The following is a 19609-nucleotide window of genomic DNA, read 5'->3' as shown; positions in this document are numbered from 1 at the left end:
CCCACGATGAAGCACTCAAAAGGGCCGCTGCCCTGGAGAAGGGCAGTGACGCCTCCGGCTCCGCAGTGCGGATTCCGGGAATCAGTGATTTCGAAGTAGAACAGTTAGGCGATCTGGCCGGCAAAGCTGTGCACGCCGCCGGGGCCGACTACGAGCTCGCCTTGGTGGATGTCACCAGTGACGCTTTGCTCGGCGTCCCCGAAGCGATGGTGCGCGCACTCTCGGAGCTTCTCAGTTACGAGACGGAGGGTGAGGGAAGTGTCCTGGACGATGTCGCTGAGAGCTGGGCGGCCCAGGAGGACATGCCCTTTGACGCCCAACAGTCCCGCCTGTACGTCCAGCAGTTGGCGTCGCTCGCCAGTGACGTCGAAAAGACTGAGCGTGCCGGTCTCTACGTCTGGTCCGCAGGGCAGTAGACCCGTAGTAAACCCGCCGCACAGGCCGCGTGTTCGAAATACTGTCTGCCATCTGGCACAATAGACAGGTACTCGATCCGCGCGGCCCCTCTCTCCGTGTGTGCATCTTGTCCTTTGGAACCCTCAAGTATGGCCCGCCCCACGGGTGCAGAACGACGGGCTCAACCCCGTTTCAGAAACAGGAGTGACCACAAAAGTGGCCGTAAAGATTCGCCTTAAGCGCTTCGGCAAGATGCGCGCACCGTACTACCGCATCGTCGTCATGGACTCCCGCGCCAAGCGCGATGGCCGTGCGATTGAAGAAATCGGCAAGTACCACCCCACCGAAGAGCCCTCGTACATCGAGGTTATCTCTGAGCGTGCACAGTACTGGCTGTCCGTTGGCGCCCAGCCCACCGAGCAGGTTGCTGCGATCCTCAAGATCACCGGTGACTGGCAGAAGTTCAAGGGTCTCCCGGGCCAGGAAGGCACGCTGAAGACCAAGGTCGCCAAGCCTGCTTTCGTTGCACCGGAGAAGGGTTCCGTCATCATCCCGGAAGCCATCACCAAGAAGGCCAAGCAGTCGGAAGCAACTGAAGCTCCCGCTGACGCTGAAGCAGAGACCACCGAGGCTGAGTAAGTTGCTGGCAGAAGCGCTCGAACACTTGGTCCGTGGGATCGTTGACAGCCCTGAGGACGTCAAGGTCAGTGCCAAGAACAACCGCCGCGGGGAATCCCTCGAGGTGCGTGTTCACCAGGACGACCTCGGACGGGTGATCGGTCGCCAAGGTCGCACCGCACGCGCTTTGCGCACTGTGATTGCGGCATTGGCAGGCGGCGAGCAGGTCCGGGTCGACGTCGTCGACACCGACCGGCGCCGGTAGCGCGCTCAGCAACACTTGTCTTAAATCCGGCCCCTCCACCAGATTATGGTGGAGGGGCCGGATTGTTTTACAGCCAAACTCCAGCCTTGGTCCCTTAGCCCGCCCCCGCGAAGAAATCAGAGGAATCCCCATGCAGCTCCAGGTTGCCAGAATCGGCAAGCCCCACGGAATCCGCGGCGAAGTCACTGTCCAGGTGCTCACCGACGCGCCAGGGGATCGGTTTATCCCCGGGACTGAATTCGTGGTGGAGCCTGCAAAGGCCGGTCCTTTGACCGTTAGCAGCGCCCGGTGGAACAAAGACATCCTGCTGCTTGGCTTCGAAGGGATTTCCACGCGGAACCAAGCGGAGGAAATCCGCGGCGCGCAGCTGTTCATCGAGACGGAAGAGTTGGACGAGGACGACGACGAAGGCTGGTACGAGCACGAGCTCGTCGGCCTTGAGGCCCGGGTGGGTTCGCAGCTTGTCGGCAAGGTGACCGCACTCAACACCATGCCCGTTCAGGACCTCTTGGTCATCGAAAGCACCGACGGCAAGGAAATCCTTGTGCCCTTCGTCGAAGAAATCGTGCCTGAGGTCAACGTCGAGGCCGGCTACGTGCTCCTTACCCCTCCGCCGGGCCTCTTCGAGCTCAACACTGAGGCAGCTGGCGACGATGCACCTTCTGCAATGGAAGAGGACGGCGCTGAAACCAAGGGCGACGCCTAAATGCGCATCGACGTCGTCAGCATCTTTCCCGAATACCTGGCGCCGCTGGAACTGTCCCTGATCGGGAAGGCCCGCCAGGATGGGCTCTTGGAATTGAATGTCCATGACCTGAGGACCTTCACCACGGATAAGCACCGCACCGTGGATGACACTCCGTACGGCGGAGGCGCAGGCATGGTCATGAAGCCCGAGCCCTGGGCGCAGGCGTTGGAGTCCATCGCCGGGAACGCCGCTGTCGGGGCTGCCTCACAGGGCGTCCCCGCAAAGAAACCGGTCCTCATTGTCCCGTCACCGGCCGGGGAGCGCTTCAACCAAGCCCTTGCCTACGAGCTCGCCGAAGAAGAGCAGCTCGTTTTCGCCTGCGGCCGCTACGAAGGCATCGACGAACGCGTCATCGAGTGGGCGGCCGAGCACTTCGCTGTCCGTCCGATCAGCTTGGGCGACTATGTCCTCAATGGCGGCGAAGTCGCGGTCCTGGCCATGGTCGAGGCCATCGGGCGCTTGCTTCCGGGCGTCGTCGGAAACCCCGAATCGCTGGTTGAGGAATCCCATTCGGATGGCTTGCTGGAGTACCCCGTCTACACGAAGCCTTCATCGTGGCGCGATCGGGAGGTTCCTGCCGTCCTCCTCAGCGGAAACCACGGCAAGATTGCCCAGTGGCGCCGCCACGAACAGTACCGCCGCACAGCGGAACGCCGCCCGGACCTCCTCGCGGAGTTCGACGCCGGCGGGCTGACGCGCGCGGACCGCGCGGCTTTCGGCGAACTGGGGTACGACGTCGTCGACCGCCAATTGCGGCGCCGTCCGGACAGCGGCGACCCGGCCTGAGCCACCGGCCGTCGGGCCGTGTCGGAGGGATTGGCCGGAACTCCCGGGGTATGGCAGAATTAACCCTTGTGTCTACTGGGTTCGCGCCTGCCACAGGGGGAGCGTAGCCAACAGCCTGACAACCCGGAACCACCAATCAGTGGTGGTAACGGGCGTTGAAAATCTTCGGCGGTAATTTCCGGACGGCTTCGAGCCCCGGGCTTGGCCGCCGTGACCCAAAGTGGATGACCTGTGGCGTTCACCAGGAGTGGATTAATGCATATCCTCGATAGCGTAGATGCAGCCTCGCTGCGTAACGATGTTCCCCAGTTCCGCGCGGGTGACACCATCAAGGTTCACGTGAACATCATTGAAGGCAAGAACACCCGTGTCCAGGTCTTCCAGGGCTTCGTCCTTGGCCGCCAGGGTGACGGCGTGCGCGAGACCTTCACCGTCCGTAAGGTTTCCTTCGGTGTCGGCGTAGAGCGTACCTTCCCGGTGCACTCCCCGATCATCGAAAAGATCGAGGTCGTTACCAAGGGTGACGTCCGCCGCGCCAAGCTCTACTACATGCGTGCACTGCGCGGTAAGGCTGCGAAGATCAAGGAAAAGCGCGACTTCGCCACCGGCAAGTAGGTCTTTCGACCACGGCTGGTCCTGGATTCGCGTCCGGCCTGCGCCGGAGAAATCCGCAACGCAACAGGAAACGAATCATGGACCACGCAAAACGCCAGCCCCGGAAACAGGGCTGGCGTTTTGTTTTGCTCGCTTTGGTCCTGGCCGTGACTATCAGCGGGCTTGTCCGCTCCCTGTGGATCGACGTCTACTTCATCCCCTCCGAGTCCATGGAACCGATCCTGGGCACGGGAGACCGTATCCTGGTGTCCCGAACCGACTTCGCCGCAGACCCCATTCGCCGCGGAGACATCGTGGTCTTCGACGGACGGGGTACTTTTGCGCCGCTGAACAGTGGCAAGGGACCGCTCGCCGACGCGGTGGCCGCCACTGGACATTGGCTGGGCATCACGGGAAGCGACACCACGTACGTCAAGCGGGTCATCGGACTTCCCGGAGACCACGTTGTCTGTTGCGGCACCGACGGCAAGCTCACAGTCAACGGTCAGCCGCTTGAGGAACCCTACTTGTATCCCGGCGACACGCCGAGCGAACAGAAATTCGACGTCATCGTGCCGAAGGACCGATTGTGGCTGTTGGGGGACCACCGTTCACGGTCGGCCGATTCGCGTAGTCTTCTCGGCGCGCCTGGCGGAGGAATGGTGCCGCTCGAGCGTGTCATCGGGCGCCCGGTCCGGATTATCTGGCCGCTTGATAGATTTGCAGAACTGCCTCGCCCTGTGCAGGCCGGTACAACCTCGAAGAACGGACAGTAGATGCCGGAGACAACTCCCGGGAAGCCGGAATGGCACGACGACGACGCCAGGCTCCTGGACGGACCGTCCGTTCCCGCCGGCGATATTGCAGCGGACGACGCCGATCCGGTCCATCCCGGCCCGGTGGCAGCGCGAACGGCGTCGCCCGCCGCACAGGATTCCCCGCGACGCTCGGCGCGGCGTGGTTCCGACGCGGGAGAAGCAGCCGGCAAGACCCAGGGCAGTCCGTTCCTCGCGTGGCTCAGGGAAATCGGCACCGTGGTGGTCATCGCTATTGTGTTGTCGTTCCTCATCAAGACCTTTCTGTTCCGTGCCTTCTTCATCCCGTCTGAGTCCATGGTCAACACCCTTGACGTTGATGACCGGATCTTCGTGAACCTGCTGGTTCCACAGCCCTTCGCGCTGGAACGGGGTGACATCGTGGTCTTCAAGGACGCGCAGGGATGGCTGCCGCCCACGCAGAAGACAGCGCCAGGGCCCTTCAAGTGGGTCCAGGACAGTCTTGTCTTTGTCGGCTTGCTCCCGGATGAGACCAACCAGCACCTCGTCAAGCGAGTCATCGGCCTGCCGGGGGACAGGGTCTCTTGTTGCGACAGTTCCGCCCGGGTCAGCGTCAATGGCACGGTTCTCAACGAAAGCTATATCAACCCTGCCCAGGTTCCGGCGGCCAAGGCTTTCGATGTAGTGGTCCCAGCGGGGAAAATTTGGGTTATGGGCGATAATCGCAATAACTCCGCAGACTCGCGCGAACACCAATCAGTCAATGGTGGTTTCATCAACATCTCCGACGTGGAGGGCAAAGCCACCGTTATTGCCTGGCCGATTACCCGCTGGCAGATCCTTGACAACCATTCCGACGTTTTCCGCAACGTTCCCGCACCGTCACCCGAGAACACGGCTTCGCCGACGGCTCCAGCGAGCAAATGATGTCGCCAGCAGGGACAAGGACTGCCGCTGGCACCCGGACCAAACAGCCCCCGGACTTTCCAACCCTGGACGTCGAACGGGGTTTCCTGGCCCCGGGAATCACGCTTTTGGCCGGCGTCGATGAAGTGGGCCGTGGAGCCCTCGCCGGCCCGGTATCGGTGGGCATCGCCGTAGTCGATCTTCGGGACCACGACTTGCTTGCGGATGTTCGCGACAGCAAGCTTCTCAAAGCTGTTGATCGTGAGCGTCTGGAACCGCTGGTACGCGAATGGGCGGTTGGCTCCGCAGTTGGCCACGCAAGTTCGGTGGAGATCGATGCACTGGGCATTGTGGGCGCCCTGCGCCTTGCCGGAACGCGCGCCTGGTTCGAGATTCTTGCGACGGGTGTGCATCCTGACCTCGTCCTTCTCGATGGGAGCCACAACTGGCTCTCGCCCCAGACCCAGGGTTCCTTGTTCGACGCCGAGCCTTCCGGACCTGCCTGTGAGGCGCCGGTTCATACCCGTGTGAAAGCGGACATGAGCTGCCTCAGCGTCGCGGCCGCCAGTGTACTGGCAAAGGTGGCCAGGGACCGGATCATGGTAGAGCTGCACGAGGAATATCCGGCCTTCGGCTGGAACGAGAACAAAGGGTATGCCACCTTCTCGCACCGGGCTGCCATCCGTTCGTCCGGTCCCACGCGGTACCACAGGACCAGCTGGAACCTGCTCTAGCTTCCGGCTTGGCTTGGGATCGGGCAGCCGGTGCGGGCGTGGCGGCGAGTCAGCGTTCCATGGTGCAAGATGGAACTATGAGTGCCGAGGATCTTGAGAACTACGAAACCGACATGGAGCTGCAGCTCTACCGCGAATACCGCGACGTCGTTGGTTTGTTCAGCTACGTTGTCGAGACCGAGCGCCGGTTCTATCTGGCAAACCACGTCGATTTGCAGGCGCGCAGCGCGGACGGCGAGGTCTATTTCGACCTGACGCTGCAGGACGCCTGGGTCTGGGACGTCTACCGCTCGGCGCGCTTTGTGAAGAACGTCCGCGTCATCACGTTCAAGGACGTCAACGTGGAAGAACTGCCGCGCAATGAGGAACTTTCCTTGCCGAAGGACGGCGATCTGGGCGATCTCGGCAACTTGGGCAACTAGGAAGCACTTCCACTTTTCCTCCACACCGTCTCTTTGACTGAGTTTCCCACATAGCCAAACTGACCTCTGTCTTCGGGTTGCCCGTACCTCCAGGCTGGAACCGGAGGTGGTCATGAAAGCCAAAGACTTGTTGGGACAGCACGGCGAAACCCTGGCTGTAGGGTTTCTTGAGACCCAGGGAATGCGGATTGTGGACCGCAATTGGAGATGCTCCGAGGGCGAGATCGATATCGTGGCGCTCGACGGCGACACTCTGGTGATCGCCGAGGTCAAGACCCGGAAGAACCTGGCTTACGGGCATCCTTTCGAAGCTGTTGGGGCGGCCAAACTTGCGCGGCTGCACCGCTTGGCCCTGTCCTGGTGCCGTGATCACGAGCTGCGCGCCTCGCGGCGCCGGGTGGACGTCGTGGGAATCATCGACGACGGCGTGGGCGAACCAAGGCTCGAACACCTCAGGGGTGTGGGCTAGATGGGCGTCGGACGAAGCTACTCGGTGGCGTTGCTGGGCCTGAACGGCTACATCGTGGAGGTCGAGGCAGACATTGGCCAGACTCTACCGAACTTCGTGATCCTGGGCTTGCCCGATGCCTCACTGAACGAAGCCAAGGAACGTATTCGTTCTGCGGCCCAGAATTCCGGTATCCCGCTGAGCCGTCGGAAGATTACCGCCAATCTCATCCCGGCGTCGCTTCCGAAACGAGGCTCGGGGTTCGACCTCGCAATCACCATGGCAGTATTGCGCGCTGCTGGTGATATCCGTTCCACCGAAGGTGCCGTTTTCATCTCCGAGTTGGGACTGGATGGCAGGTTGAGACCGGTTCGCGGCATCCTGCCGGCGGTCATGGCGGCTGTACAGGCAGGCCACCACGAAATTGTCGTGGCCCAAGCGAACGTTGCCGAAGCGGAGTTGGTTCCCGGGGCGATTGTTCGTGGTTACAAGACTCTGGCCCGGCTTGCGTTTGATTTCGGAGCCGATCCCCAGGATCTGGCCTTGGACTACGACCCCGCGGACGGTGTGGTTATGGACGGGGACACGGAAGCAACCGTTGTCCCGGATCTTTGTGATGTTTCGGGTCAGGGGGAAGCACGCAGGGCCCTGGAGGTCGCGGCTGCCGGGGCGCACCATGTGCTGTTGTGCGGTCCACCGGGCGCCGGCAAGACCATGCTCGCAGAACGGCTGCCGGGCCTCTTACCGGATTTGGGCGATCAAGAATCCATGGAGGTCACGGCGATCCATTCACTCGCTGCTGTCCATGTTGACTCCGTACAACTGTTGCGGCGTCCGCCGTTTGAGAATCCCCACCATAGCGCGACTGCCGCTGCCATCATCGGGGGTGGTTCCGGCCTGCCACGGCCTGGAGCAGCCTCACGGGCCCACAGGGGCGTTTTGTTCCTGGACGAGGCGCCCGAGTACGAACGAAGGGTCCTGGACGCCCTCCGGCAACCTTTGGAGAGCGGAGAGCTGGTCATCCATCGCTCGGCCGGTACAGCAGCATATCCGGCCCGCTTCCAACTGGTCCTCGCGGCCAATCCATGCCCGTGCGGGAAGGCTACCGGCAAGGGCGTAAATTGCACCTGTACCCCCGTGATGCGGCGGCGCTACTTCGGTCGGATATCCGGGCCATTGCTGGATCGGGTCGACATCCAGCTCCAGGTGGAGCGTGTATCCCTCGCGGACTTCGGGCAATCCGGCGCGGAGGAAGACACAGCTACTGTCGCCGGGAGGGTCTATGCCGCCCGGTCGCGGCAACGTGAACGCCTGGGGAGTTTCGGGATGGAAAGCAACTCGCAGGTTCCCGGGCGTGTACTGCGCGGCGAGCTGCGCCTCCCCTCCGCGACGACCAAAATTCTGGACACTTCACTGGAACGGGGAATCCTCACAGCGAGAGGCTACGACCGCGTGCTACGCCTCGCGTGGACGCTCGCGGACCTGGGCCATCGGGAACGACCCGGTAGCGACGACATCGGGCAGGCCCTTGGCCTGAGGCAGGCGGTTGCGGCCGCATGAAAGGAAACGCCATGAATGAACTCGGCGGGCAGATGCTCCCGGACGTTCAAGCTCGGACGCGAGAGCGCGTGGCCCGGGCCGCACTGTCACGGTTGATGGAGCCGCAAGACGCAGCAGGCCTCGCGTTGGTGCGGGCGTCTGGGGCCGTTGACGGTTTGAGGATAGCGACTGGTGAGCTCAAGCCCGGGCCCGAGCTTGAGAAGGAAGTGACATCACTCTTGGCTGACAACGGGATTTCCTCCGGCGGAGCAGGACTGGCCGCGGCCCTGCGTCGGTGGGCGCCACGGATTCCGGATCTCGCTCCGGAACGGGATCTTGCCACCATGCAACGCCTTGGTGGCCGGACGATCATCCCAGGGGACCCGACGTGGCCGGCCCAGTTGGCCGATCTTGGCCTCCACGAACCGTTGTGTTTGTGGTGGCGGGGACACGAATTGGAGTTTCCCCCCGTGCGGCGGGTGGTAGCCCTTGTCGGCTCACGGGACAGTACCAGTTACGGGGCTTCCGTCACGGGAGACCTTGCATATGGGTTGGGTCAGCGTGGGTACACAGTCGTGTCGGGAGGAGCGTACGGGATTGATGCCCATGCGCACCGCGGCGCTTTGACCGGCGGAACCACTGCCATCCCGACCATCGCGGTGATGGCCGGGGGAGTGGACAGGTACTACCCGTCCGGGAACGAGGACCTATTGCGGGCCGTTGCAAACCAAGGGGCGGTCATCGCGGAGGTTCCCCCGGGCTCGGCGCCCACCCGATATCGATTTCTTCAGCGGAATCGCATCATTGCGGCGCTCGCTGCCGTGACCGTCGTGGTGGAGGCCCGCTGGCGCTCGGGCGCACTGAACACAGCTCACCATGCCGAATCCGTCGGCCGGACTGTCGCCGCGGTTCCGGGTTCCATCCACAGCGCCAACTCCGCGGGTTGCCACCGGCTCCTTCGGGACGGCGGGGCTGTTTGCGTCACGGACGTCGGAGAGATTGCCGAACTGGCGGGGTCCAGCGGTGAAGGGCTCGTCGAGGACAAGGGGGCGGCCGTCTCCGAGCACGATGGACTCACGCTAGAAGACCTGATCCTTTTGGATGCCCTACCAGTCCGCTCGACGACTTCGGTGGAGAAGCTCGCCGTGGTGGCGGGACTGAGTCCTGAGTCTGTTCGGGCGGGGCTTGGACGTCTCGGACTGCTCGGACTGGCGGTATCCGTGAGCGGCGCGTGGAAGCGGTCCGGGAAAAGCGGTTGAGTCATGTGAACAGGCAAGGACGGAACGCGCCGAGATTGAACCTGATTCCACCCCTGAACGTGGCGATGCCATCGTTTGCCGGCCCCGGCTGGCAGAGTGGAAGGGTGCAAGAGAAACCGCTCCCCGAAGCACTTGCCGGGCCCGTTCAGGACTTCCGGCGCTACCTTGAAGGGGAACGAGCCAGGTCCTCCCACACTGTGAGGGCGTACATCGCAGACGTCGAGAACTTGCTGCATTTTGCCGTCGCCGAGGGCGTGGTGGAGCTTGCAGCCTTGGAGCTGGGCACTCTACGTCGCTGGCTCGGAGCCCAGAGCGAAGCCGGCCGGTCCAGGGCAACGCTCGCCCGGCATGCAGCCACAGCCCGCGCATTCACCTCCTGGGCGCTGAGGGAAGAGCTGATCATTTCGGACCCGGCTATTCGCCTCCAAGCCCCCAAACGGGATCACCCCCTCCCTGGAGTCCTTCATCAGCAACAGGTTTCCAGGATCTTCGAGAACCTGTCGGAGCGCGCCGCCGAAGGTTCACCGATGCCGTTGCGAAACCGTGCCATCGTCGAATTGCTGTACGCCACCGGAATCCGCGTGGGCGAGCTCGCGGGCCTCGACATCGACGATCTGGATGTGGATCGCCGAACTCTTCGTGTGCTCGGCAAGGGGAACAAGGAACGTACGGTTCCGTACGGGGTCCCGGCTGCGCTCGCCGTCGACGACTGGCTTCGCCGTGGCCGGCCGCGGCTCGCAACTGCGGGTAGCGGCCCGGCGCTCTTCCTTGGTTCGAGAGGCAGCCGAATCGATCAGCGCCAGGCGCGCAGCGTCGTCAACGAGCTCCTGACGGCCTTGGGGGATACATCGGCAACCGGACCCCACGCACTGCGTCACACAGCCGCCACCCATTTGCTCGACGGCGGGGCGGATCTACGTGCGGTTCAGGAGATACTGGGACACAGCAGCCTCGCGACAACCCAGATCTACACCCACGTCTCGGTGGACCGGCTTCGTAAGAGCTACCAACAAGCCCATCCCCGTGCTTAGGGCCCTCAGCCCCCCGGAAACCGTGCAGCCCGCCGAAGAGTCCCCACGGGAGGAAAACCGCTTCCGGGAATCGCACTGGCGTATTTCCGGTCTGTACGGCAAAATGAAAGCATTGCCGGGGAACTTTCAACCTAAACTTGAATGTTCTTCCAGCGTGGAAAAAATCATAGATAGGTAGGGAAACCGGAACAGCGCAGCACCGCACAGCAAACTTTCATCCAGGCAGAGGTCGTTGGGGAAGACGTACCTACAGCTATGGAGGATGGAATGTCTGTTGCTACAACCCGCGGTGTCTTGTTTGTGCATTCGGCCCCTACCGCGTTGTGCCCTCATGTTGAGTGGGCCATCGGATCGGTCGTGGACAAGCGGACCGATCTTGAGTGGACCCCTCAACCGGCCGCGCCCGGAATGTTCCGCGCCGAGCTCTCCTGGGTGGGAGTCCCGGGCACGGGTGCCCAATTAGCGTCGGCTTTGCGCGGGTGGGCGCATCTGCGCTACGAAGTCACCGAGGAGCCCAGCCAAGGTGTGGACGGTGCACGTTGGTCACACACGCCGGAATTGGGAATTTTCCATGCCGTCACGGATGTCCACGGCAACATCATGGTGACCGAGGACCGCATCCGCTACGCCTACGAGTCGGCGGCCGGGGCTCCGTCGGCTGTCTATCATGAGCTTTCCTTGGCACTTGGCGAGGCCTGGGACGAAGAACTCGAGCCCTTCCGGCATGCTGCTGAGGGCGCCCCTGTCCGCTGGCTCCACCAGGTCGGCTGAACCTTGGCCGGCCCTCGTGCCGGAGCGAAGGGCCGAAGACGCTTTCCATAGCCAAGAGGAGGGCCTCACCTCAGTGAGACCCTCCTCTTGTGCGTCAATGGTGCGGCGATTGCCGTCGAGCTGGGAGCAGTTGTCAGACGTTTCGGATAGCGATGACGGCGTTGTGGCCGCCGAAGCCGAAGGAGTTGCTCAGTGCAACGATGTCACCGGCAGGCAAAGTGCGCGCGGAAGTGACGACGTCGAGCGGGATCTCCGGATCCTGGTTCTCAAGGTTGATGGTCAACGGAGCCTGGCGTTCGTAGACAGCGAGGACTGTCAGCACGGCTTCCACGGCCCCTGATGCCCCCAACAGGTGGCCCATCTGGGACTTGGTGGCAGAGACCGCCACATTGTCGACGTGGGCGCCCAAGGCAGCACGGAGCGCTGTGTACTCGGGCTTGTCACCGACGGGCGTTGACGTGGCGTGGGCGTTGACATGCACAACGTCTTCCGCCTGGATGCGTGCATCGAACATGGCAGCCTTCAAGGCGCGGATAGCGCCCAGGCCCTCAGGGTCCGGGGCTGTGATGTGGTAGGCATCGGCCGTGACGGAAGTGCCGGCGAGTTCGGCATAGATGCGCGCACCGCGGGCGATGGCGTGCTCTTCGGCTTCCAGTACCAGGGCGCCGGCACCTTCGCCCATGACGAAACCGTCGCGGTCGCGGTCGTAGGGGCGCGAAGCGTGCTCGGGATCGTCGTTGCGGCGGGAGAGGGCCTGCATTGAAGAGAACGCAGCGAGTGGCATCGGGTGGATGGCGGCTTCGGCGCCACCGCATACGACGACGTCGGCCTTGCCCGAGCGGATGAGATCGAGGCCAAGGTGCATGGCTTCGGTACCGGAAGCACACGCCGAAACCGGGGTGTGCGCGCCGGCGCGCGCACCAAGGTCAAGGCTGACCGCAGCGGCGACGCCGTTCGGCATGAGCATGGGGACCGTCATGGGCAGGACCCGGCGAGGGCCCTTTTCCCTCAGCGTGTCCCAAGCGTCCAGGAGGGTCCAGACGCCGCCGATACCCGTGGCGAAAGCCACGGCAAGGCGATCGTGGTCGATTTCGGTGATACCCGAATCTGCCCAGGCCTCTCGTGCGGCAATGACGCCGAACTGTGTGGACGGGTCCATGCGCTTGGCTTCAACGCGACTCAGAACCTCAAGGGCCGGCGTCGAGCACCGGGCGGCAAAGTGGACCGGAAGGTCATACTTGGCAACCCACTCGTCTTCGAGCGTGTGGGCACCGGAGACCCCTTTGAGCGCGTTCTTCCACATCGTGGGGACGTCGCCGCCGATGGGCGTTGTGGCGCCCAGACCGGTTATGACTACTTTGCGTGCCATGCGATCACTCTCTGTCGGATCAGCCCACCCATGTGCTGTTTACCGGGGAGGCAGGAGAAAACTTTGGGACATAAAGCACCTGTGCCGGGCTTCGGATGCAACAGCTCGCACCCGAAGTCCGGCACAGTTGAGGCCAGGCTAGGCCTGTGCGTTCGAGATGAAGTTGACGGCGTCGCCGACGGTCTTCAGGTTCTTGACCTCTTCGTCCGGGATGCGAACGCCGAACTTCTCTTCAGCGTTGACGACGATGGTCATCATGGAGATTGAGTCGATGTCCAGGTCCTCGGTGAAGGACTTGTCGAGCTCGACGGCTTCGGTGGCGAGGCCGGTCTCTTCGTTCACGATTTCAGCCAGGCCGGCCAGGATTTCTTCGTTGCTAGCCATTGTTGGCTCCTTTTCTTGTTGTGCCGGCTGCTGCCGGAAATGGGGGCAAACCGCGGATACGGCTTGGGTTTCAAAGCACTATTCAATTAGCAGGTCGAAGCGATCCGAATTACGGAAGAACCACTACCTGGGCACCAAAGACCAAGCCGGCACCGAAGCCGATCTGCAAGGCCAGGCCGCCGCTGAGCCCGGGGTTCTCCTGCAGGAGACGGTGCGTGGCCAACGGAATGGAAGCGGCGGAGGTGTTTCCGGCGTCAGCGATATCGCGTGCAACCACCACTGTCTCGGGGAGCTTGAGTTTCTTGACCATTTCATCCACGATGCGCATGTTCGCCTGATGGGGGATGAAGGCAGCTAGGTCCGAGGCTTCAATCCCGGCAGCGTCCAGTGCCTGCTGGGCCACCTTCGCCATTTCCCAGACTGCCCAGCGGAAGACTGTCTGGCCGTCTTGGCGGAGCGTCGGCCAAACATCCTGCGCGGCCGAAATGATGGCCTGATCGTCCGACTCGTCTGAATGGCGGGCAGTCTCGCCCAGCTTGCGGACCTCGTCGAGGGAATGCGTCATGCCGATCGCGTTCCATTTGCTGCCATCGGATCCCCAGACGGAGGGTCCGATGCCAGGGGTCTCGGAAGGGCCGATAATGACGGCTCCGGCACCGTCGCCGAGAAGGAAGGAAATGGTGCGTTCGTGGTTGTCGATGACGTCCGAGAGCTTTTCGGCGCCGATCACCAAGACGTATTCAGCCGCACCCGAGCGGACCAAGGCGTCGCCCTGCGCAATACCGTAGCAGTAACCTGCGCATGCCGCGGAGATGTCATACGCCGGTGCCGGGGTGGCGCCCAAGCGGTCGGTGAGTGCAGCTGCCGCGGATGGCGTGGCATACGGGTGCGTGACGGTGGAGACAATGACGGCGCCTAGCTGGGATGCCTCGATGCCGGCGTGCTTGAGTGCCTCGCGGGCAGCTCCCTCGGCCATGTCGATGACGCTGACACCGGCGGCGGCCCGGTGGCGGGTCACGATGCCGGTGCGCTGGCGTATCCATTCGTCCGAGGAATCGATCCATTGGCAAACGTCATCGTTTGTGACGATGATGTCCGGGCGGTATACCCCGATGCCGACGATGCGCGAGTATTCATTGGTTGGTGCTTGCTTGAGTACGGGGGCGCTCATGATTCTCCCTCCAGTTCCGCGAAGAGTGCGAGTGCCGCGGACAAGTCATCCGGTGTCTTGACGGCGACGGTTTTGACGCCCGGCATGCCGCGCTTGGCAAGTCCCGCCAAGGTGCCGGCCGGCGCCAGTTCGATGAGTCCGGTGACGCCGCGCTGGACCAGAGTCTCCATGCAGAGGTCCCAACGCACGGGCCGTGAGACCTGGGCAATCAGGCTCTCGACGGCGGCGCCGCCGTCCGTTACTTCCTGGCCGTCGAAGTTCGAAAGCAAGGGGACAGTGGGAGCCTGCGGCTTCAGCGAAGGACGGAGTGCTTCCAGTGCGCTCACGGCCGGAGCCATGTGGGAGGTGTGGAATGCTCCGGCGACCTTCAGCGGGATGACCCTGGCCTTGGCCGGCGGGTTGTCAGCCAGTGCTTTGAGTTGTTCGAAGGTGCCTGCGGCGACGGTCTGGCCCGCACCGTTGACGTTTGCGGGGGTCGCTCCGGCAGCCTCGATGGCGGCAAGGACCTCGACCGGATCACCGCCGACGACAGCACTCATGCCCGTAGGTGTGACGGCGGCAGCGGCGGCCATGTGGTTGGCACGCTCGCGGACGAACGTCATGGCTTCGTCTTCGCTGAGGACGCCGGCAAGTGCCGAAGCCGTGATCTCACCGACCGAGTGTCCGGCGAGGACGACCGGAAGGGTGTTGAGGTCGACGTCGAACAACGACTTCGCTGCGACAAGCCCTGCGGCGACGATCAAGGGTTGCGCAATGGCGGTGTCCTTGATGGTTTCTTCATCGGAGGTGGTGCCGTGGGCTTTGAGGTCGATGCCTGCGATTTCGCTCAGGGAGGCCAGATGGCCTTCTACGGAAGGGAGCTCCAGCCAAGGGGCCAAAAATCCAGGGGTCTGGGAGCCCTGTCCAGGGCAGACGATTGCAAGCACTTAACCAGCTTTCCAAATTGCCGCGTGAACCAGCGGTGTTTGCTTACACCAAGCTCACTGGGTCAGTTTGTAGGAAGTCTACAACGGTTCACCCCGCGGAGCGGGTACCGTGACGCTCCGACGACGCCTTCGGCTGAGCCGAAAGCCTGCCCACAACCAGAGCAGTTTGGAGCACAAAAGCCTCTCGGGGCAGGAGCGGATCCCACCCTGTGACGTCGCAGACGCGCTTGAGACGATACCGCACGGTGTTTGCATGGACGAACAGCTCGCGGGCGGTCGCTTCGAGGGAATGGCCGAGCTCCAAGTAAGTGCTGAGCGTTTCGATGAGCCCGTTGGATGCGGCCAGAAGCGGCCGGTAGATGTTCTTGATGAGGGAGCGGCGCGCGGCGTCGTCGCCTGAGGCGACGCGTTCCGGAAGCAGGTCGTCAGCGGCTACCGGTCGCGGCGCCGAGGGCCAGGCCTTCGCCGCCGTGAGACCCGCGAACGCGGCTTGGGCTGAGCTGCTTGCTTCCAGCAGGGAGCCGGCCTCCGGACCGTAGACCACGGCGCCGGGGGCGAAAAGTTCGCTCAGCTTCAGATATGCGGTGTCGCGGTCTTGCACACCACCCAGAATCAGGATGAGCCGGTCACCCTGGATACCGACCAATGCGTCTTCCGCGTAGCGTCCGGCGGTCCGCCGCAACTCGCTCACATAGCTCGCGCTGGGTTCCGACGGCGAATTTCCCACCATCACCGTGAAGCGCTCCTGGGCCTTCCATCCGAGGGCGGCGATGCGGGAGCGAAGGGCATCGGTGTTCTCGCCACGGAGGATGGCGTCCACGATCAGGGCTTCGAGCCGGGTGTCCCAGGAACCGCGGGACTCCGCGGCGCGGGCATAGACGTCCGCAGCGGCGAATGCCACCTCGCGCGAATAGCGCAGGACCGCTTCGCGCAAGGAGGGCTGATCGGGTTCAGGCGCGATCACTGGGACCTGGTCTTCCACGACTTCGACGACAATCCTTATCAGCTGAAGGGCCTTTTGCAGGCTGATGGAACGGGTCAGCTCGGTCGGGGCATTGCCGAAGACGTCGGTCAGGATCCACGACGGCGAGCTGGGCCGTTCATACCACGTCACGAAAGCCGCGATTCCGTTTTGGGCAACAAGGCCCAAGGCGGAACGTTCGTCGGAGCTCAACCGGCTGTACCACGGCAGCGATTTCTCAAGCTTGCGCATAGTGGTGGTGGAAAGTTGCCCCACATTGGCGCGGAGCCGCTTGAGGGTCTCCGCCTTTTCCGGTGATACCACGCGCGCAGCCGCTTTGCGTTTGACGGGGGTGTGAATCGGCTCTGCCATGCCTTGAGCATACGGCCCATCATCCACAAGCTCCATTTGTGCGAAGGCTACAACTGCGTTTGGCGTGCGTCACGCGAAAGCCGGGCCGCTGCCGGGTTGCTGTGCGGTGATTGTTAAAGCCCGACGGCGGTCCGCACCTTTCGGTGTGGACCGCCGTCGGGATGTTGCTGGCTTCGCTGGATGCTTAGCTTTCGCCGCCTGCCCCGCCGGTGGTGCCGGCGTTGACGTCGAGAAGACGGTACTTCTCGATTGCCTGGGCCGGCGCGCTCGGGTCGACTTCGCCTCTGGCGGCGAGGAGTTGGAGGGTTTTGGTGACGATGGAGTGGGTGTCGTTTTTGAAGTAGCGGCGGGCGGCTTGGCGGGTGTCGGAGAAGCCGAAGCCGTCGGCGCCGAGGGAGGCGAATTCGTTGGGGATGAATTGGCGGATTTGGTCGGGGACGGCTTTCATGTAGTCGGTGACGGCGATGACGGGTCCGGTGGCGTTGGCGAGTTGTTGGGCCAGGAAGGGGGTGCGGGGTTCTTCGCCGGGGTTCAGGAAGGCGTGTTCTTCGGCGGCGAGTCCGTCGCGTCGGAGTTCGTTCCAGGAGGTCACGGACCAGACGTCGGCTGAGACTGCCCAGTCGGTGGCGAGGATGTGTTGGGCTTCGATGGCCCAGGGGACGGAGACGCCGGAGGCCAGGATGTGGGCGCGGGGCCGGTTGTTGTGTTGTTGTGTTGGTTCCGCGGGGGAGAGGAGGTAGATGCCTTTGAGGAGGCCTTCGGTGTCGAGGTTTTCCGGTTCCGCGGGTTGGTTGATGGGTTCGTTGTAGACGGTGAGGTAGTACATGAGGTTGCGGTCTTGGGAGTCCGGTCCGTACATGGTTTCGAGTCCGTGGCGGATGATGTGGCCGATTTCGTAGCCGTAGGCGGGGTCGTAGGTGCGGACGGCGGGGTTGGTGGAGGCCAGGATGGGGGAGTGGCCGTCGGCGTGTTGGAGTCCTTCGCCGGTGAGGGTGGTCCGTCCTGCGGTGGCGCCGATGATGAAGCCGCGGGTCATTTGGTCCGCGGCGGCCCAGAAGGCGTCGCCGGTGCGTTGGAAGCCGAACATGGAGTAGAACACGTAGATCGGCACGAGGGGTTCGCCGTGGGTGGCGTAGGCGGTGCCGGCGGCGGTGAACGCGGCGACGGCGCCGGCTTCGTTGATGCCGGGGTGGATGAGTTGTCCCATGGGGGATTCCTTGTAGGCCAGGACGAGGTCCCGGTCCACGGAGAGGTAGTTCTGGCCCTTGGGGTTGTAGATTTTCGCGGTGGGGAAGAACGCGTCCATGCCGAAGGTGCGTGATTCGTCCGGGACGACCGGGACGAAGCGTTTCCCGAAGTTCTTGTCCCGCATGAGGTCTTTCAGGAGCCTCACGAAGGCCATGGTGGTGGCGGCTTGTTGTTTGCCGGANCCGCGTTTGGCGACGTCGTAGGAGGTGGCCTCGGGCAGGGTGACGGGGGTGTGGGTGTGGCGGCGTTCGGGCACGGGCCCGCCCAGGGCGGCGCGGCGTTCCATCATGTACCGGATTTCCGGGGCGTCGGGGCCGGGGTGGTAGTACGGGGGCCGGTAGAGGTCGGTGTCGAGTTGTTCGTCGGTGATGGGGATGCGCAGGTGGTCCCGGAAGGCTTTGAGGTCTTCCATGGTGAGTTTCTTCATCTGGTGGGTCGCGTTGCGGCCTTCGAAGTGGGGTCCGAGTCCGTAGCCCTTGACGGTCTTGGCCAGGATCACGGTGGGTTTGCCCTTGAATTCGGTCGCGGCCTTGTACGCGGCGTAGACCTTGCGGTAGTCGTGGCCGCCGCGTTTGAGGTTCCAGATCTGTTCGTCGTCCAGGTCCGCGACCATGTCCTTGGTGGCCGGGGTCTTGCCGAAGAAGTGTTCGCGGACGAACCCGCCGGACTCGGCCTTGTAGGTCTGGTAGTCCCCGTCGACGGTTTCGTTCATGATCTTCACCAGGGACCCGTCGGTGTCCTTGGCCAGGAGGGCATCCCATTCCCGGCCCCAGACGACCTTGATCACGTTCCAGCCCGCGCCGCGGAAGAATGCTTCCAGTTCCTGCATGATCTTCCCGTTGCCCCGGACCGGTCCGTCCAGGCGCTGGAGGTTGCAGTTGATCACGAAGTTCAGGTTGTCCAGGTTCTCGTTCGCGGCGAGCTGGAGCAGGCCGCGGGACTCGGGCTCGTCCATTTCCCCGTCGCCCAGGAACGCCCAGACCTGCTGGTCACTGGTGTCTTTCAGGCCGCGGTCGTGCAGGTAGCGGTTGGACTGGGCCTGGTAGATCGCGTTCATCGGGCCGATCCCCATGGACACGGTGGGGAATTCCCAGAACGCGGGCATCAGGCGCGGGTGCGGGTACGAGGAAAGGGCATGGCCTTGTTTGGACTTTTCCTGCCGGAACCCGTTCAGGTCCTCTTCCGTGAGCCGGCCTTCCATGAACGCCCGGGCGTACATGCCCGGGGACGCGTGTCCCTGGAAGAAGACCTGGTCTCCGCCGCCGGGGTGGTCCTTGCCGCGGAAGAAATGATTGAAACCGACCTCGTACAAGGTCGCGGCACCGGCATAGGTCGAGATATGCCCGCCGACCCCGATATCGGCCCGCTGCGCCCGGTGCACCATCACGGCCGCGTTCCAGCGCATGTACGCCCGGTACCGTCGCTCGAATTCCTCGTTGCCCGGGAACTGCGGTTCCTGGTCCGCCGGGATCGTGTTCACGTAATCAGTCGTCGTGACCATCGGTACCCCGACCGACTGCGAACCCGCCCGCTGAAGCAGGCTACGCATGATGAACTGCGCCCGCTCCGTGCCCTGCTCCCTGATCAACGCATCCAAAGACTCAACCCACTCGGCAGTCTCTTCCGGATCACGATCAGGCAGCTGGGAAGTCAACCCGCTAAGGATGTGTGAGGTCTCTTCTCCTGCAGCCACGTCCAACCTCTCTTTTGGCGCATTCATCGTCGCCTCAGGTCCGGCAGGGTAACTGCCCGTCATGAACGCGGCGTGTGCGACATATCGGTTACAACAGTCCGGTCATGTGCGCCGGACAGGTTCTCTTGAGCTCAAGCTGCGCTATCGCGGCGGGCGGTTGCCCTGCAGCCAAAGTCTTCACTGGCCACTGTA

At 63.3% G+C, this 19609-nt stretch carries 21 protein-coding genes; 15 read left to right on the top strand and 6 right to left on the bottom strand.

Annotation, left to right across the window (positions count from 1 at the left end; genetic code table 11):
* The 15 genes from A3M3_RS0118160 to A3M3_RS0118090 all read left to right on the top strand — a co-directional run.
* On the top strand, positions 1 to 416 hold a 416-nt coding region (locus A3M3_RS0118160; protein WP_028267534.1), incomplete at its 5' end, for a hypothetical protein.
* 196 nt (positions 417 to 612) lie between these two features.
* Positions 613 to 1035 carry a 30S ribosomal protein S16 gene (rpsP, locus tag A3M3_RS0118155; protein WP_028267533.1) on the top strand — a complete coding sequence of 141 codons (423 nt, stop codon included), beginning with the start codon at positions 613 to 615 and terminating at the stop codon, positions 1033 to 1035.
* A 1-nt stretch (position 1036) separates the two neighbouring features.
* Positions 1037 to 1279 (top strand): RNA-binding protein, encoded by a 243-nt coding sequence (locus tag A3M3_RS0118150; RefSeq protein WP_028267532.1) that lies wholly within the window; start codon positions 1037 to 1039, stop codon positions 1277 to 1279.
* A 130-nt stretch (positions 1280 to 1409) separates the two neighbouring features.
* Complete coding sequence (rimM, locus tag A3M3_RS0118145; protein WP_028267531.1) at positions 1410 to 1985, top strand: ribosome maturation factor RimM; 576 nt, start codon at positions 1410 to 1412, stop codon at positions 1983 to 1985.
* A complete protein-coding gene (gene trmD, locus A3M3_RS0118140) occupies positions 1986 to 2813 on the top strand; it encodes a tRNA (guanosine(37)-N1)-methyltransferase TrmD (RefSeq protein ID WP_028267530.1) in 828 nt (275 codons plus the stop codon).
* A gap of 255 nt (positions 2814 to 3068) precedes the next feature.
* Positions 3069 to 3428, top strand: coding sequence for a 50S ribosomal protein L19 (gene rplS / locus A3M3_RS0118135; RefSeq protein ID WP_028267529.1), 360 nt, complete (start codon positions 3069 to 3071; stop codon positions 3426 to 3428).
* 77 nt (positions 3429 to 3505) lie between these two features.
* Positions 3506 to 4183: a signal peptidase I gene (gene lepB, locus A3M3_RS0118130; RefSeq protein WP_028267528.1), complete on the top strand. Its 678-nt coding sequence runs from the start codon at positions 3506 to 3508 to the stop codon at positions 4181 to 4183.
* On the top strand, positions 4184 to 5110 hold the full coding sequence (gene lepB / locus A3M3_RS0118125; RefSeq protein ID WP_028267527.1) for a signal peptidase I: 927 nt from the start codon (positions 4184 to 4186) through the stop codon (positions 5108 to 5110). It begins immediately after the preceding gene.
* The gene (locus A3M3_RS0118120; protein WP_051423263.1) at positions 5110 to 5823 is read left to right on the top strand and encodes a ribonuclease HII; all 714 of its coding nucleotides are present in this window, start codon (positions 5110 to 5112) and stop codon (positions 5821 to 5823) included. Before lepB (A3M3_RS0118125) ends, A3M3_RS0118120 begins: the two co-directional genes overlap by 1 nt.
* A 77-nt stretch (positions 5824 to 5900) precedes the next feature.
* Positions 5901 to 6245, top strand: coding sequence for a DUF2469 domain-containing protein (locus A3M3_RS0118115; RefSeq protein ID WP_028267525.1), 345 nt, complete (start codon positions 5901 to 5903; stop codon positions 6243 to 6245).
* Between the two features lie 112 nt (positions 6246 to 6357).
* Positions 6358 to 6714 carry a YraN family protein gene (locus A3M3_RS0118110; protein ID WP_028267524.1) on the top strand — a complete coding sequence of 119 codons (357 nt, stop codon included), beginning with the start codon at positions 6358 to 6360 and terminating at the stop codon, positions 6712 to 6714.
* Entirely contained in the window at positions 6715 to 8253 is a 1539-nt protein-coding gene (locus tag A3M3_RS0118105) for a YifB family Mg chelatase-like AAA ATPase (RefSeq protein WP_028267523.1), read from the top strand. It begins immediately after the preceding gene.
* An 11-nt stretch (positions 8254 to 8264) separates the two neighbouring features.
* Positions 8265 to 9491 (top strand): DNA-processing protein DprA, encoded by a 1227-nt coding sequence (gene dprA, locus A3M3_RS0118100; protein ID WP_155854419.1) that lies wholly within the window; start codon positions 8265 to 8267, stop codon positions 9489 to 9491.
* 65 nt (positions 9492 to 9556) lie between these two features.
* On the top strand, positions 9557 to 10522 hold the full coding sequence (locus A3M3_RS0118095; RefSeq protein WP_035743168.1) for a tyrosine recombinase XerC: 966 nt from the start codon (positions 9557 to 9559) through the stop codon (positions 10520 to 10522).
* A gap of 267 nt (positions 10523 to 10789) precedes the next feature.
* Complete coding sequence (locus tag A3M3_RS0118090; RefSeq protein ID WP_028267520.1) at positions 10790 to 11293, top strand: DUF3145 domain-containing protein; 504 nt, start codon at positions 10790 to 10792, stop codon at positions 11291 to 11293.
* Positions 11294 to 11426: 133 nt separating this feature from the next.
* Here the strand turns inward: A3M3_RS0118090 and fabF are convergent, their stop codons facing one another.
* The 6 genes from fabF to aceE form a co-directional block, all read right to left on the bottom strand.
* Positions 11427 to 12662, bottom strand: coding sequence for a beta-ketoacyl-ACP synthase II (fabF, locus tag A3M3_RS0118085; protein ID WP_028267519.1), 1236 nt, complete (start codon positions 12660 to 12662; stop codon positions 11427 to 11429).
* Between the two features lie 138 nt (positions 12663 to 12800).
* On the bottom strand, positions 12801 to 13046 hold the full coding sequence (locus A3M3_RS0118080; RefSeq protein WP_028267518.1) for an acyl carrier protein: 246 nt from the start codon (positions 13044 to 13046) through the stop codon (positions 12801 to 12803).
* Positions 13047 to 13155: 109 nt separating this feature from the next.
* Entirely contained in the window at positions 13156 to 14217 is a 1062-nt protein-coding gene (locus A3M3_RS0118075) for a beta-ketoacyl-ACP synthase III (RefSeq protein WP_028267517.1), read from the bottom strand.
* Complete coding sequence (locus A3M3_RS0118070; RefSeq protein ID WP_028267516.1) at positions 14214 to 15143, bottom strand: ACP S-malonyltransferase; 930 nt, start codon at positions 15141 to 15143, stop codon at positions 14214 to 14216. The genes A3M3_RS0118075 and A3M3_RS0118070 overlap by 4 nt, the downstream gene beginning before the upstream one ends.
* 88 nt (positions 15144 to 15231) lie before the next feature.
* Positions 15232 to 16476, bottom strand: coding sequence for a PucR family transcriptional regulator (locus tag A3M3_RS0118065; RefSeq protein ID WP_028267515.1), 1245 nt, complete (start codon positions 16474 to 16476; stop codon positions 15232 to 15234).
* A 184-nt stretch (positions 16477 to 16660) separates the two neighbouring features.
* Positions 16661 to 19444 (bottom strand): pyruvate dehydrogenase (acetyl-transferring), homodimeric type, encoded by a 2784-nt coding sequence (gene aceE / locus A3M3_RS0118060; protein ID WP_197023290.1) that lies wholly within the window; start codon positions 19442 to 19444, stop codon positions 16661 to 16663.
* Between the last annotated feature and the right edge of the window lie 165 nt (positions 19445 to 19609).

Source organism: Arthrobacter sp. MA-N2 (assembly GCF_000517125.1).
In the GTDB taxonomy this organism is placed as follows: domain Bacteria; phylum Actinomycetota; class Actinomycetes; order Actinomycetales; family Micrococcaceae; genus Arthrobacter; species Arthrobacter methylotrophus.
This window is presented reverse-complemented; position numbering and strand designations above follow the sequence as displayed.